This is a genomic window from Aeromonas media (assembly GCF_000819985.1).
Classification (GTDB): Bacteria; Pseudomonadota; Gammaproteobacteria; order Enterobacterales; family Aeromonadaceae; genus Aeromonas; species Aeromonas media.
The window spans coordinates 15,718-29,338 of the sequence record NZ_CDBZ01000027.1 but is presented as its reverse complement, the minus strand read 5'-3'; the positions used below and the strand labels follow the sequence as shown (position 1 = coordinate 29,338).

12 protein-coding genes are annotated in these 13,621 nt (G+C 65.1%); 4 read left to right on the top strand and 8 right to left on the bottom strand.

From position 1 onward, the window contains the following. Nucleotides 1-1,708, bottom strand: a 1,708-nt coding sequence (locus BN1127_RS02370) for a GGDEF domain-containing protein (RefSeq protein WP_052833527.1), incomplete at its 3' end; no start/stop codon positions are given. Between the two features lie 188 nt (nt 1,709-1,896). Here BN1127_RS02370 and BN1127_RS02365 point away from each other — a divergent pair. After that, nucleotides 1,897-2,901 carry a sensor domain-containing diguanylate cyclase gene (locus BN1127_RS02365; protein WP_005324641.1) on the top strand — a complete coding sequence of 335 codons (1,005 nt, stop codon included), beginning with the start codon at nt 1,897-1,899 and terminating at the stop codon, nt 2,899-2,901. A gap of 24 nt (nt 2,902-2,925) precedes the next feature. Here BN1127_RS02365 and viaA read toward each other — a convergent pair whose 3' ends face one another. Continuing rightward, a complete protein-coding gene (gene viaA / locus BN1127_RS02360; RefSeq protein WP_041206731.1) occupies nt 2,926-4,380 on the bottom strand; it encodes an ATPase RavA stimulator ViaA in 1,455 nt (484 codons plus the stop codon). 88 nt (nt 4,381-4,468) lie between these two features. After that, complete coding sequence (locus BN1127_RS02355) at nt 4,469-6,076, bottom strand: ATPase RavA domain-containing protein (RefSeq protein WP_042648331.1); 1,608 nt, start codon at nt 6,074-6,076, stop codon at nt 4,469-4,471. A gap of 223 nt (nt 6,077-6,299) precedes the next feature. Between BN1127_RS02355 and BN1127_RS02350 the strand changes: the two genes are divergently transcribed. Continuing rightward, nucleotides 6,300-6,734, top strand: a complete 435-nt coding sequence (locus tag BN1127_RS02350) for a DNA polymerase III subunit psi (protein ID WP_231557424.1) — start codon at nt 6,300-6,302, stop codon at nt 6,732-6,734. A 98-nt stretch (nt 6,735-6,832) separates the two neighbouring features. Next, nucleotides 6,833-7,282, top strand: coding sequence for a ribosomal protein S18-alanine N-acetyltransferase (gene rimI / locus BN1127_RS02345; RefSeq protein WP_005324636.1), 450 nt, complete (start codon nt 6,833-6,835; stop codon nt 7,280-7,282). 87 nt (nt 7,283-7,369) lie between these two features. Here rimI and BN1127_RS02340 read toward each other — a convergent pair whose 3' ends face one another. Next, the gene (locus BN1127_RS02340; RefSeq protein ID WP_041206733.1) at nt 7,370-7,912 is read right to left on the bottom strand and encodes a thioredoxin domain-containing protein; all 543 of its coding nucleotides are present in this window, start codon (nt 7,910-7,912) and stop codon (nt 7,370-7,372) included. Between the two features lie 180 nt (nt 7,913-8,092). Here BN1127_RS02340 and BN1127_RS02335 point away from each other — a divergent pair, with 180 nt between their 5' ends. Beyond that, entirely contained in the window at nt 8,093-9,883 is a 1,791-nt protein-coding gene (locus tag BN1127_RS02335; RefSeq protein ID WP_042648330.1) for an AMP-dependent synthetase/ligase, read from the top strand. A 76-nt stretch (nt 9,884-9,959) separates the two neighbouring features. Here the strand turns inward: BN1127_RS02335 and BN1127_RS02330 are convergent, their stop codons facing one another. From BN1127_RS02330 to BN1127_RS02315, 4 genes are all read right to left on the bottom strand, one after another. Then, nucleotides 9,960-11,174, bottom strand: coding sequence for an aldose 1-epimerase family protein (locus BN1127_RS02330; protein WP_005324633.1), 1,215 nt, complete (start codon nt 11,172-11,174; stop codon nt 9,960-9,962). Nucleotides 11,175-11,413: 239 nt separating this feature from the next. After that, nucleotides 11,414-12,106 (bottom strand): aspartate/glutamate racemase family protein, encoded by a 693-nt coding sequence (locus BN1127_RS02325; RefSeq protein ID WP_005324632.1) that lies wholly within the window; start codon nt 12,104-12,106, stop codon nt 11,414-11,416. A gap of 118 nt (nt 12,107-12,224) precedes the next feature. Further along, nucleotides 12,225-12,815, bottom strand: coding sequence for a LysE family translocator (locus BN1127_RS02320; RefSeq protein ID WP_005324631.1), 591 nt, complete (start codon nt 12,813-12,815; stop codon nt 12,225-12,227). Between the two features lie 115 nt (nt 12,816-12,930). Beyond that, complete coding sequence (locus BN1127_RS02315) at nt 12,931-13,527, bottom strand: LysE family translocator (RefSeq protein WP_005324629.1); 597 nt, start codon at nt 13,525-13,527, stop codon at nt 12,931-12,933. Nucleotides 13,528-13,621 lie beyond the last annotated feature (94 nt).

The window sequence follows — 13,621 nt, the reverse complement described above, 5'->3', positions numbered from 1 at the left end:
GGGAGACGGCGAGCCGCACCCGCTCGGCCACCTCGGCCGCCTCCTCAAGATCGGTGTCGGGCAGCAGCACCAGAAACTCCTCCCCGCCGTTGCGCCCCACCCGATCCAGGCTGCGCACCTGCTCCTCGATGCACTGGGCCACGGCGGTCAGCACCCTATCCCCCACCTGGTGGCCGAGCCGGTCGTTGACCTTCTTGAAGTGATCGATGTCCAGCAGCAGCACGCAAAGGGGCTTGCCGCTCGCGCGCGCCTGGGCGAACCATTTTCGCCCCTTGGCCTGGATCTGGCGCCGGTTGTGGATGCCCGTCAGCTCGTCCGTCATGGCGAGACGCTGCATCTTGCGGGTACGGCCCCGCTGGTGGATCACCAGTATCCCCATGACCAGCAGCAGCAGGGCCACCACCAGAAATTGCCAGTAGCGTCGCTCCTGCAACTGCTTGAACTTTTCGGCCTGCAACTGCTGCTGGGCTCTGAGGGTCTGGTTCTCCAGCTCCTTGCGCGCCAGATCGAACTCGAAGCGCATCTGCAGGGCCCGCTGTTCCCGCAGCCGCTGATCCAGTGCATGACGGGTCTGCACGAAGGCCTTGAGGCTGGCCAGGGCCTCCCCGACCCGTCCCTGACGCTCCAGCACCCGGGCGCGCACCTCGTGCACCCAGGCAAGGAAGCGCAGGTTCTGCTCCCGGGCAAAAATCGGCTCGGCCTCGTCCAGATGTCGCAGCGCCTCGGCCGGTTTGCCCATGGCATCCTGCACGGTGGCCATGACGATGTGCCAATGGCCCAGAGTCACGCTGTCTGCCCCTTCCCCCCGATGCAGCAAGGTGGCGGCCTGTTCCAGCTTGGCCATGGCCTGCGCCGTCTTGCCCTGTTTGAGCAGGATGGTGGCCAGCTCTATCCTGCTCCAGGCCAGCACCCCGTCCTGCTGCTGCGCCTCATAGTAGCGCTCGGCCTCGACCATCAGCGGCAGCGCCTTGTCGTACTCTGCCGTGTCGATATAGAGCAGTCCCTGCTGGGTGTGGATATCCACCAGCCGCTCGACATCCCCCAGCGTCCGGTAGTCGTGCTCCAGCTCCTGGAAATAGCCCTCGGCCCGCTCGAAGAGCCCCATCCGGCGATAGGCATTGGCGATCCTGGCCAGCACCTCGCGCCCCTTGCTCTCCAGCCCCAGGGCCTCGTAGCGGCGATGGGCATCGATAAGCTCCATCAGCCCCTCGGCCAGCTCCCCCTGGTAGGAGTACATCTCCCCCCGCAGGTTGAGGATGTCGGCCCGCTGCCGTTCATCCCCCAGCCTGCGCGCCAGGGTCAGGGCGGCCGCGTAGTCCAGCCTCGCCTCGTCCATGTTGCCGAGCAACTGCTGATGATAACCGCGGCAGGCGAGCAGGCCGCTCTCGGCGACCCTGTCCTTGCGGCCCCTCACCTCTGTCAGCGCCCGATCGGCAAACTGCACCGCGCGCAGGAACTCCTCGTCCCGCTCGCTCGGCTGGGCCCAGCACTGCAACCGGGCGATGCGTCCCTGCACCTCGGGTGGATAGGCATCGACATGGGCGACCAGGGCGGCGACACGGGCGCGATACGCCAGCAGGGGCGGTGCATCATCCTCCAGTTGCTGCAGCTCTTGGGACAACGCGGGCTCGGTCAGCCGGGGGGGCACCGCCAAGGCGGGTGTCACCCCCAGCCATAACAGCAGGCTACAGCCCATCAGGATCTTCATGCTGATTCAGTCTCCCCGTTCGATGGCCCGGACGCCGTGCCCATCGCCTCAATCATATCCCTGCTTGCCATGGGCGCACAGCCACGGCATTCATTGCCGTGTCAGCGCTCACTCCCGCTATCTCATTCTTTACAGAAGGAAAGTCTGCATCGACTATAAGCGAACTGATACAAGGGAAGGGATGATGAATGACCTACGAGGAGCTGCGGGAGGCTTACGACAGGTTGTTGCTGGAGAACGAGCGCCTCAAACGCATCGCGGATGACGCACGGGAGAAGCTGGATGCCGCCATGGACGGCACCGGCCTGTGCATCTGGCAGAACCATGTGCCCACCGGCAAGCTCATCATCTTCAACCGGCGCTGGGGATCCATGCTCGGCTATCAGCCCAAGGAGCTGTCGGCCCACTTCGACACCTGGCGTGAACACCTGCACCCGGAAGACAGGGAGCGGGTGCTGCAGGCCTTCTTCGACCATCTGGAGGGCAAGAGCCCCTTCTATCAGGTGATGCACCGGATGATCGCCAAGGATGGCAAGACGACCTGGGTGCTGGACAGGGGTCGGGTGGTGGAGCGGGATGAGCAGGGCAACCCGCTGAGGGTGATGGGCACCCACATCGACATCACCCACGAGAAGGAGTACGAGCAGCAGCTGGCCCAGCTGGCACACCGGGATCCCCTCACCGGCCTGCTCAATCGCACCGCCCTGCACCGCCAGTTCCCCGGAGAATACAGGGCCATCTGCTTCATCGATCTCGATGACTTCAAGCAGGTGAACGACAACCTGGGCCACCGCGCCGGCGACGAGCTGCTGGTGGCCCTCAGCCAGCGGCTGCGCCACTGCTGTTGTGAGGAGGTCAGACTGGGTCGGCTCGGGGGGGATGAGTTCGTGCTCTTGCTGCCCTGGCCGAGCGAGGATCCCCGCACCAGCCACCTGGCCCGTCAATGCATCGATGCCATCGCCACTCCGTTCGAGCTGCCCAATGGGGAGGCCGCCGTGGGCCTGAGCATGGGGATAGCCGCCATCCGGCCTCAGGATGATTTCAGCACGGCGCTGGCCCGGGCCGATCAGGCCATGTACAGGGTCAAGCGCAGCGGCAAACGGGGATTTCATATCGCCCAGCCGAGCGGCCAGCCGCTGCTGGATCAGGATCAGGTCAGCGAACGGGGTCTCTATCACAGGACCGGTATCTGACACCGGAGCGGCGCCAACCCGTCCCTAGCTGCGTTGCCAGCGCCTGAGCAGGCGGCCACGCAGACCGCAGTCCAGCAGCCAGCTGTTGTCGAACACCCGCAGGATCGCCGATTTGGCGTGCCTGGACATGGCGACGGCGTGGAAGCGGGTCTGCTGCGCTCGCCGCCGGTTCATCCGATCGAGCAGGGCATGGGGCAGACTCTGGGCGATGAAGTCGGAGATCACCAGCACGTCGGCCCTGGCAAAATCCGGTTGCTCCAGCTGTACCAGCGCCTGCTCGAGGCAGGGCACCAGATCGGTGCCGCCGTGGAAACTCATGGAGAGGAAGCGTTCCGCCTTGTCCAGACCGGTGTCTGCGGTGATCTCGAGCGTCGCCACCTCGGTGGAAAATAACATGAGATAGCAGCCCCGCTTCTCGTCCATCGCCACCTTGAGCAGCGCGAGGAACAGTGCCTTGGCGCACTCCTCCGGATAGCCCCCCATGGAGCCCGAGGTATCGACACAGACGATGAAGGGCCCCCGCGGCTGCACCTCCTGCCCGCCCTGCTCCGGGGAGCGCTGCATCAGGCGCTGGCGCGGCAATGTGCCCCGCGACTGATAACTCAGCAGGCGCCGCTCCAGATAGCGGCGATAGAACTCCAGTTCCAGCTCCGGCAGGGCCAGCATCACCGCCTCGCTCGGCAAGAGGCGCATCAGATCGCTGGCCGGGTGCACCCCCACCAGATCGTCAGGTACGTCGTCGGTCTGCACCTCTTCCAGCTCGTGCATGGGCACAGGGGGCAGCGTCCGGGCGTCGGTCCGCCGATCCCGCTCGCTGCGCCCCAGCAGGGCCGCTATCTCCCCCAGCAGGGGTTCGCGCTGCAACATGCGGGCATATTGCTGCACCAGCACCAGGCTGCGCTTGTGCCAGCTGCCCTGGGCCAGATCCCAGAGCCCCCCGGCGGAGATCTGGTGCGGATCCAGGGCATCGGCCAGGGTCCGGTTCGCCAGCAGCTGATCCTCTATCTCCTGGCGCTGCTTCTCCCGCTCCGCCTCGGCGATCTGCTGCTGCAACTGCAGCAGGCTGCCCACCAGGCTGGCCCGCCACTTCTCCACGAACAGCTGACGCAGCCCCTCGGTCGGCTGCACCATGATCTGGCGCACCAGGCTGCGGGCATCACCAGCGAAGGGGCTGTGCTGCTCCAGCGCCTCCAGCAGGGCCGGCAACCGCCCCACCAGCTCGGGCAGGGGCAGCAATCTGTGGGCCTGATAGAGCAGGTACTCCTGCTCCAGCGCCACCGGCACCGGCTTGTGGCGCATCTCCTCGCCGAGCTGCTCGCTCCAGGTCTGGATGCGTTTTTTCAGCAGCTTGCCCTGCAGCGGGGAGCGTTTAAGGAATTCGGAGATCTTGGGGGTGGACGCCAGCAGCAGCGCCATCTCCCCCGCCAGCTCCCCCTCACCGATGAGGAGCCCCAGATCCATCATGCCGATCTCTAGCATGGGCACTCCCTAGGCAAGGGACGCGCGACGCCATGCTGCCGGTGCGGCAGGCGGCCAAGGGCTGGTGGCGGCGTCAGTCCGGAGAACATCAGGTATCGAGCCTGGGCAGGCGATCCCGCCACTGCCGCAGCTCCTCGCCCAGCCGTTCCAGGTCCCGGTTCAGCACGAAGAAGCTGTCCTCCACCTGGCGCAGCCAGTGCTCCCCGACAAACAGGTGGGGCTGGTGACGATCGAACAGGCTGCGCTGCCCCTTGAGGCTCTGCTGCACCCGGACAACCTGGCTCGCCAGCTCACCCAGCTCGGTCTGCCAGGGGGCCGTCACCACCTCGGGGATGGGAGTTCGCTCCACCAGCACCAGGGGCACGGGCTGACGCTGGACATCCAGTACCTGCAGCCGCAACTGCTCGTCCAGCACCAGCTCGTAGTGTCCCTCCTTGGGGTTGCCAAGGGGCCAGCCCACCAGCGCCTCCCCGGTGGGGTGCCAGTGGGAGAGCAGGGTGCGATCGAAGGTGAGGGTCTCGGTCAGGCGTTCGGGATCCCCGCCATCCAGGGGCGCCGGAGTGAGCAGGTGGAAGTGCGCCTGCTTGCCGAACGGTTTGGCGTTGGCCAGCGGCAACTCGGTGCCACGGGCGCGGCGACCAAACCACTGCTTGCGCTTGACCGCCTTGCAGCCGAGACGCTGGGCGACGGCCCCCTTGAGCTGCTTGAACCGCTCGCGCAGGGCCAGCAGCTCACGGGTCAGCACCAGTTGCTGGTAACCGTAGAGGCGGGAGAACTCGCCGATCATCTCCAGCAAGGCGGTGCGGGAGGCCTCGTCGTGCCAGAGGCAATCCTTGAACAGCAGCAGATCCAGCGGGGCGACCTCGTCGCGACCGTTGAAGAAGGCGCTCGCCTTGATGAGTCTGACGGCCTTCTTCCAGCGCCGATCCGACACATAGCAGCCGTGACCGAGCTGGCTGTCGAGCTGCTGGCGCAGCTGGTAGATGAGCTCGAAACAGGCGTCGGGCAGGCGCACCTGCTCGATCTCCGCCTGCCAGGCCTCGTACTCCTCCCCCCGGATCTGCACCGAGGGCGTCAGGTTCTGGTGGGATTGGCCATCGCTCGCCAGCATGGCCTGGAAGTTGGATTTCTCCTGCACCCTGTCCATCCAGATCCGCACCAGCATGCGATCGTAGAGCGCCTCCAACCCGCTGTCCGGGGCGGGCAGCTCGTTCGATGCGGTCACCAGCAGCCGCATGGGAATGGGGTGCTGGCTGTCGCCGTTGCGGAACTGCCGCTCGTTGATGGCGGTGAGCAGGGTGTTGAGGATGGCTGGGCCCGCCTTCCAGATCTCGTCGAGAAACACCACCTCGGCTTCCGGCAGGTAGCCGTGAGTCAGCCTCAGGTACTTGCCATCCTCCTTGAGCGCCTGGATCGAGAGGGGGCCGAACACCTCCTCCGGCGTGCTGAAGCGGGTCATCAGGTATTCGAAGTGGCGGGCATCGTGAAAGGCGAGCTTGAGGCGCCGCGCGATCAGGCTCTTGGCGATGCCCGGGGGGCCCAGCAGGAAGACGCTCTCGCCACTCAAGGCCGCCAGCAGGCCGAGCCGCAGGGCGTCCTGGCGCTCATACAGCCCCTCCCCGAGGGCGGCCAGCAGCCGTGGCAGGCGCTCATGGATGGGGGTGGCACGAACAGTATTCTGGGCTAAAGGCGGCATAGGCACAGTTCCGAAGCTGGTATGGTCATAGTGTCCACGGGGTCCGGCCTCTGGCCCCGCCTCACTGTCATGGTCTGTTGAATCTGGTCATCCCGCGGTCGGGGTCGGGATCGCACGGCCCCGGCGGGACAATCCCGGCACGCAAGGGGGTGCAGCAAAACCTGCGAGAGTGTACTCTGCGCATCAGAATTTACCCCAATGCAGATCAAGAGTGAGCCTTCGCATGCAAGATCCCCTGCTGGACCCACTGCGTCAGCGCATCCTGGCCCGGATGGGCATCCCCCTCTGGCAACTGAGAGCCAGGGGCCTGCCAGACCAACCGGCAGACGCTGCGGCAACCCGGCACCCGCAGGTGACCCCGGCGGCAGCGGATGCGGCGACCCCACGCCAGCCGGTGGCGGTGCCGAACGGCAAGCTGTGGCTGCAGGCCGAGGCGCTGCCCGCCCCCTCCCTGCTCGGGGATATCTGCCAATGGCTCGGCATAGGCACGGACGAGGTCTCCTTGCTCCGCGAGCTGCCCGAGGGGGCGAACCCGCCCCTGCTCTGGCTGACGGCGCCGGATCCGCGCTGGCCCCATGCTCTCGTCTGCCCGCTCAAACCCGGTGCGGCGCACAAGCGCGCCCTGTGGCAGCAGTGCCGGCAGCGCCAGCCCGGTTGAGCCGGCCAGCCGCCAACCCCCTTGAAGCCACGACCATGGCATGACCATGCCGTCCGTCGCAAGCCCGAATCCCGTCCGGAGTAACCATGTCTGACCTCTTGCCCAGCTTTCGTCCCCTGCTCGAATCCGATTTCGACGCCATCTACCCCATAGAGCAGGCCGCCCACCCGGAGCCCTGGAGCCAGGCCAACCTGCTCTCCTGCTTCGGGCCGCGCTACCTCAATGGACTGATGCTGGTGGAAGGCCGCCCCGCCGGTTTCTATATCTCGGATCTGGTGGCGGGAGACAGCTCGCTGATGAACATCTGCGTGCACCCCGAGTTTCAGGGCAAGGGGCTGGGTAGGGCGCTGCTGAAAGAGTATCTGGCCCGCAGCAAGGGGAAGGGGGCCGAGGCCTGGTTCCTGGAGGTGCGGGCGGGCAACCGCACCGCCATCAGCCTCTACGAGAGCGAGGGGTTTGCCGAGTATTGCCGCCGCGCCGACTACTATGGCACCGGCCAGGATCGGGAAGACGCCGTGCTGATGTCCCGCCTGTTCGACTTCGGCTGATCCCACGGCCTGGGCCAGCAGACCGCCCGCAATGGACAAGGGGGCATGCCGCCCCCTTGTCGCTCCTATCCTGCCTCCCTGCGCCCCTCAGGGCAGGGGCGCATTGTCGATGGCGGGATCCTCCAGGCTGAGGGTGACCCTCAGCACCGCCTCGAAGGCCGCCCCCGAGAGCGGCATGAAGAAGCCGCGCCCATAGGTGACGCCCGGCATCCAGATCTGCTGGATATCCACCACCACCTTGATGGGCCGAAGCGGCTCCCCCGGTCGCTGCACATAGATGCCGGGTGCGGTCGCCACCTTGGGGAAGCGCCGCAGTATGTGCTCGCTGCCATCCCCCGCATCCGGGTTGAGCCGTACCTTGGCCAGCCCCGCCAGGGCGGATTGCATCTCGGGGGTGCGCCACAGCTGGCTATTGAGCGCCTTGCAGCGTCGGCACTTGGCGCGCTCGATCACGTAGAGCAAGGGGTATCCTTCCCTCAGCGCCAGCCGCTGCGCCTGCTCGTACCCCTCGGCGCCACTCAACCAGGGATTGTCCTGCTCCCCCGACCCGCCCAGCACAAACCAGAGTGCGCCGGCGCCCGCCAGCAGCAACAACATGCCCGTCAACAGACTCTTGACTCCGATCCCCATGGCGCTACTCCCTGAATGAATCCGACCCTAGCCCTTATCATGCCTGACTCTCCCCAAGTTGACGACTTTGTGATCCAGGACAAATGGCGCACACTTGTAAGCTGTAATGTTAGAGTTTAAACTCCAGCCCCGTTTTTAGTGCCCCTGCGGGCGCACAACTGTTACTTGAGGATGATTTCGATGTCGCAGCTTCATCTGGTTAGAGTGATGCGTGAGCGTATTGCCCGCCTTGGCAACAAGGCCGCCCTGCGCGTCCAGCAGGATGGCCAGTGGCGCGCCATCGGCTGGCGCACCCTGGGCCAGGCCATGGACTACTGCGCCCAGGCGCTGATCCGCGCCGGGCACCAGCCCACCGAGATGGTCGGCCTCTATGCCCGCAACATGCCGGAGTGGACCCAGGCCGATCTCGGCATCCTGGCCGCCCGTGGCGTCAGCGTGCCCATCTACCCCACCAGCACGCTCGAACAGCTGCGCTACATCGTAAAGGACGCCGGCATCAAGCTGCTGTTCGTGGGGGAGCAGCCCCAGTTCGATCAGGCGCTCCTGCTGCTCAAGAGTGGCGAGATCAACCAGATAGTCACCCTGGACGGCACCGTCGATCTGCGCGGCTGCGAGCAGGCTAGCCACTTCCAGACCTTCCTGGTCTCCGGCAACCATCAGCCCAGCGAGCAGGCGCTGAGGGAGCGCGAGCAGCACTACCGCATGGATGATCTGCTGACCCTGATCTACACCTCGGGCACCACGGGTGAACCCAAGGGAGTCATGCTCGACTTCAACAACATCGCCGCCTGTTTCGAGATGCACGACCGCCGCCTGGATCTTGGCGAGCAGGACGTGTCCCTCTGCATGCTGCCGCTCAGCCACGTGTTCGAGCGCGCCTGGAGCTACTACGTGCTCTATTGCGGCGCCGAGAACGTCTACATCCGCGATCCGCAGAAGGTGATGGAAGTGATTGGCGAGGTGCAGCCCACCGTGATGTGCGCCGTGCCGCGTCTCTACGAGAAGGCCTACGCCATGATCCAGGCCAAAGTTGCCCAGGCACCGCGCCTGCGCCGCGCCCTGTTCGGCTGGGCCACCGGGGTCGGCAAGCGGATGGTCGCCACCCGCCAGGCCGGCAAGTCCGCCTCCCCCCTGCTTTACCTGCAGCTGGCCCTGGCCGAGCGGCTGGTGTTTCGCAAGCTGCGTGCCCGCTTCGGCGGCCGCACCCGCTTCCTGCCGGTGGCAGGCGCCCGCCTCGCGGACGACGTGAATCTCTTCTTCCAGGCCATGGGGCTCAACCTCAAATACGGCTACGGCATGACAGAGACCACGGCCACCGTCTGCTGCTACGAGGACAGCCAGTTCAAGCTGGGTTCCATCGGCACCGTCATGGACGGCATAGAGGTCAAACTCGGTGAGAACAACGAGTTGCTGGTGCGCTCACCCACAGTGATGCGCGGCTACTACAACAAGCCGGGCGCCACCGCCGAGGTGATGACGGCGGATGGCTTCCTGCGTACCGGTGATGCCGGCGCGCTGGACGACCAGGGCAACATCTACTTCACCGAGCGCCTCAAGGAGCTGATGAAGACCTCCAACGGCAAGTACGTGGCGCCGCAGCTGGTGGAGGGGACCCTGGGCAAGGATCGCTTCATCGAGCAGATTGCCATCGTCGCCGATGCCCGCCACTTCGTCTCGGCGCTGATCGTCCCCTGCTTCGAGTCCCTGGAGGAGTATGCCCGCTCCATCAACCTGCAGTACCAGTGCAAGACCGAGCTGCTGCGCCACTCCAAGGTGGTGGAGTTCTTCGAGGCACGGATCGCTGACTTGCAAAAGGAGCTGGCCAAGTTCGAGCAGGTGAAGAAGTTCACCCTGCTGCCGAGCGCCTTCTCCATGGAGCTCGGGGAGATCACCCCCACCATGAAGCTGCGCCGCAAGATCATCGAGTCCAAGTACCAGAGCGAAATCGAGGCCATGTACAACCATGCCTGAGTCCGGTTCAGTCTGATCGACGGACCCGACGTGAAAAAGCCGCTTATGGAGCGGCTTTTTGCTGTCTGCCTGCCACTCAGGGCAGCTTGACCAGGGGCTGCTCCCGCAGCTCGGTGGAGCGGCCGGCCTGGATCTTATCCACCTGGGCCAGCGCCTGCTTCACCTCCTCCCCATTGCGCAGCAGACGATAGGTCAGGTCGAAGGTCTTGGTCTCCCCCGGCTGGATCTTGGGTACCAGCCCCAGCGGGCGCTGGTACTTGGTGCTGTAGGCATAGCTGGTGCCGGGCTCTATGCCGGTCACATAGCCCTGGGCCCGGGTGTCGGTGTTCTTCCAGAGCGTCAGCACCGGCAACTGTTTGGTGTTGTAACCCACCGCCACCCCGGCGCTGCCCGCTTTGTTGTTCAGCACCGCCAGGGTGTTGCCCTCGGCATCGCTGTAGGGCACCAGGTTGAACACCATCTCGTCGAAGCCCTTGGTCGGCCCCAGATAGGTTTGCCACCCCTTGAGTCCCGCCTTGGCGTAGTCGTTGAACGGAGAGATCTGCTTCACCGGGGTGCTGACGCGCGCCCCCTCCTCCAGGATCGGCGCCCCGAAGTTGCCGTGATAGATGATCTGGTACTCGTTCTCGTAGTCGGCGTGGTTGGTCAGCTTGTCCTGCAGGGCAAATTCCGCCTGACCGGGCACTACGCTCAGCTGGGTCCAGGTGACCAGCTCGCTCATCTTGAAGGTGCGCTCGTCCACCCGGCCCCGCACGTGGATGGCGTAGGGCGGCTCCTCGTCCACAGTCACGCTGACCACGGACGCCGGTATGTTCTGCACCCGGCCGTGCAGGCTCTTGAGGCGGCCGTCGTCATCCACCCCGGGGTGACCGGTCCACTCATAGCCGCAGCGTACCAGCATCTCGTTGAAGCCATCGAGCCAGCCCAGACCGGCGCGACTCTCCAGATCGATGAAGGCCGGGTTGACCACCTCCTTGACCGGGGAATCCCAACCCAGGCGCAGATCGGCCCCCTTGACCTCCTTGATCCCCATGCCACGGGTCGGCACCAGGGTGATCTTCATCACCCCGTTGTCGACGATGAGCAGATCCACCCCCTCCTGACGCCCGCCGTGCAGGCGTTTCTTCTCGATGGAGAAGGGTACCGGGCTCTTGATCCCCAGCTTGTCGCTGGTGATCTTCCAGTCCCCCACATCCAACCCCTGCTGGGCGTCGGTCAGCAGGAATTCGGCGGCCTGGCCAGAGCTCGCGCCCAGGGCGAGCAGTACGGCAATGGAGAGTCTCTTCAACATGGATTTATCCTCGTGTCTCTTGTTTTTGGTGATAGCTGAATCGTTTCAGTGATCGAAAACTAGGCGTCCGACGCACCAGACTCAAGGGACAAAAAGAGGAAATGTGAGCCGTTTGACAATAAAAGCGTCAATCGGCTTGCTGAAGTGAAGGCTGACTCACAGTTATGCTCGGAGAAAAATCAGCCATGTCGGCGGGGAGCAGAGAGGGGCCTGCGCCCCTCCCTCCGCCGGCCTCAGACTCATGCCAGCGCCCACGCCACGGCGGCGTCGGCGTGAATGGCGGTGGTGTCGTAGAGCGGCACGGCGGCGCTGGCATCCCCCACCAGCAGGGCGATCTCGGTGCAGCCGAGGATCACCGCCTGGGCGCCGGCCTGTGCCAGCCCGGCGATGATGGTCAGGTACTCGGCCCGCGAGGCATCGCGGATCTGCCCCTGGCACAGCTCGTCGTAGATGATGCGGTGCACCCGCTCCCGTTGCTCCTCTGCGGGCACCAGCACCTCCAGTCCGAACTGCGCCTCCAACCGCCCCTTGTAGAAATCCTGCTCCATGGTGAAGCGGGTACCGAGCAAGCCGACCCGAGTCACCCCGTCTGCCTGCAGGCGGCGGGCGGTGGCATCGGCGATGTGTAGCAGCGGGATCTCGATGGCGGCTTCAATTTCAGGGGCTACCTTGTGCATGGTGTTGGTCCCTATCATCAGGAAATCGGCGCCACCGGCCTGGAGTGCGCGGGCCTCGGCCGCCAGCAGACGGGCGGTGGCGGGCCAGTCACCGGCATGTTGCAGCCGCTCTATCTCGGCAAAATCGACGCTATTGAGCAACACCCGCGCCGAGTGCAGGCCGCCGAGCCGCCCCCGCACGCCCCGGTTGAGCGCCTGGTAGTAGCTGACGGTGGACTCCCAGCTCATGCCACCCAGCAGACCGATACATTTCATTAAACCTCCTTGCCACCATGCTGGCACTGGACGGCGCAAGCGTCATGCCGCGCCGCCGGGGAAACAAAAAAGGCCCCGAAGGGCCAACAAGACAGCCGGTAAAGGCTCAGGCCAGGGCCTAAACCCAGATCATCAGCACGCAGGCCGCCGTGGCGATCCCCATGCCGAGGTTAAAACGACGCCAGCCTCTGGCGGTACGGATAAGGCGGCGCACCTGGGCACCGAACAGCACCCAGAAGGCCCCCGTGTAGAGGCCGGTCACGAAGAAGATGCCGAGCACCCAGCCGGCAGACGGCCAGTAAGCCTCCCCCGCCAGGGTGAAGCCGCTGATGGCGGAGAGCGCCATCATCCAGGCCTTGGGGTTGAGCAACTGCAACATGGCCCCCTGATGAGCCGGGATCAGCGGCCGGCTGCCATCTGCCGGGCCGCTGGCATTGGCCACCTTCCAGGCCAGCCAGAGCAGGTAGGCCGAACCCAGCAGCTTGAGACCGTCGTGCAGCAACGGCACCTTCTCGAACATCACCCCCAGTCCCAGGGCCGTGGCCAGGATCATCAGATTGATGCCCCCCACCACCCCCACCAGCAGGGGAATGGAGCGGCGAAATCCCTGGGCGGCCCCGGCGCTGGTGAGCAGCATGTTGTTGGGGCCCGGGGTGCCACAGGTGATCAGGGCAAAGCCCGCCAGGGGGAACAACCAGTTCAGATCCATCTCAATCTCATCCTTTAGTGCGGCAAGAGCGCGGCAAGCCTCCTAATATGCAGAGCCTCTGCCCTGACGACAAGGTCGGCAATGCATTTTCTTTGCATGAATAATCAGGCGCTCATTAATACCAGAGCATCACCACGCACAGGGCGGTGAGGGCCCCCAGGCTGCCATTGAGGCGGCGCCACCCCTTGTCCGAGTTGATCCAGCGACTGAGCTGATGACCGAACAGCACCCAGGCAAAGCAGACCGGCAGCCCCGCCATGGGGAAGACCGACATGATGCCCCACAGACTCGCCCAGTAGTCGCTCCCCGGCAGGCTGAACAGGCTGATGGCGGAGATCCCCATCATCCAGGCCTTGGGGTTGAGAAACTGGAAGCCCAGCCCTTCCAGCAGGGTCAGCGGGCGGGCGCGTCTCGCCGGATCCCCTGGGGCACCGGCCACCGCGATGCGCCAGGCCAGCCACAGCAGATAGAGGCTGCCGAGCACCTGCAGGCTCAGCTTGAGCAGGGGCCAGCGCTCGAACAGCGGATAGAAGCCGAGCGCCAGCACCAGTTGCAGCACGGGCTGGCCGACCGTCACCCCGATGAGGTGTGGCAGGGTGCGACGCACCCCGAAGTTGGCGCCGGATGCCGTCAGCATGAGGTTGTTGGGCCCCGGGGTGCCGCAGGTGAGCAGGGCGAAGCCAAACAGGGTGGCGTACCATTCGATGGTCATGGGGTGACTCCTTTCTCGCCACATTGTATCGGTACAATGTGAGCTATTTGGTTGTTAACAGGCTGAATGTCACGCTATATTGGGGACAATATTG

Coding starts and splice junctions, on each gene's coding strand:
- BN1127_RS02365 (WP_005324641.1), top strand. CDS start 1,897: ATGACCTACGAGGAGCTGCGGGAGGCTTACGACAGGTTGTTGCTGGAG.
- viaA (WP_041206731.1), bottom strand. CDS start 4,380: ATGCTAGAGATCGGCATGATGGATCTGGGGCTCCTCATCGGTGAGGGG.
- BN1127_RS02355 (WP_042648331.1), bottom strand. CDS start 6,076: ATGCCGCCTTTAGCCCAGAATACTGTTCGTGCCACCCCCATCCATGAG.
- BN1127_RS02350 (WP_231557424.1), top strand. CDS start 6,300: ATGCAAGATCCCCTGCTGGACCCACTGCGTCAGCGCATCCTGGCCCGG.
- BN1127_RS02340 (WP_041206733.1), bottom strand. CDS start 7,912: ATGGGGATCGGAGTCAAGAGTCTGTTGACGGGCATGTTGTTGCTGCTG.
- BN1127_RS02335 (WP_042648330.1), top strand. CDS start 8,093: ATGTCGCAGCTTCATCTGGTTAGAGTGATGCGTGAGCGTATTGCCCGC.
- BN1127_RS02330 (WP_005324633.1), bottom strand. CDS start 11,174: ATGTTGAAGAGACTCTCCATTGCCGTACTGCTCGCCCTGGGCGCGAGC.
- BN1127_RS02325 (WP_005324632.1), bottom strand. CDS start 12,106: ATGAAATGTATCGGTCTGCTGGGTGGCATGAGCTGGGAGTCCACCGTC.
- BN1127_RS02320 (WP_005324631.1), bottom strand. CDS start 12,815: ATGGATCTGAACTGGTTGTTCCCCCTGGCGGGCTTTGCCCTGATCACC.
- BN1127_RS02315 (WP_005324629.1), bottom strand. CDS start 13,527: ATGACCATCGAATGGTACGCCACCCTGTTTGGCTTCGCCCTGCTCACC.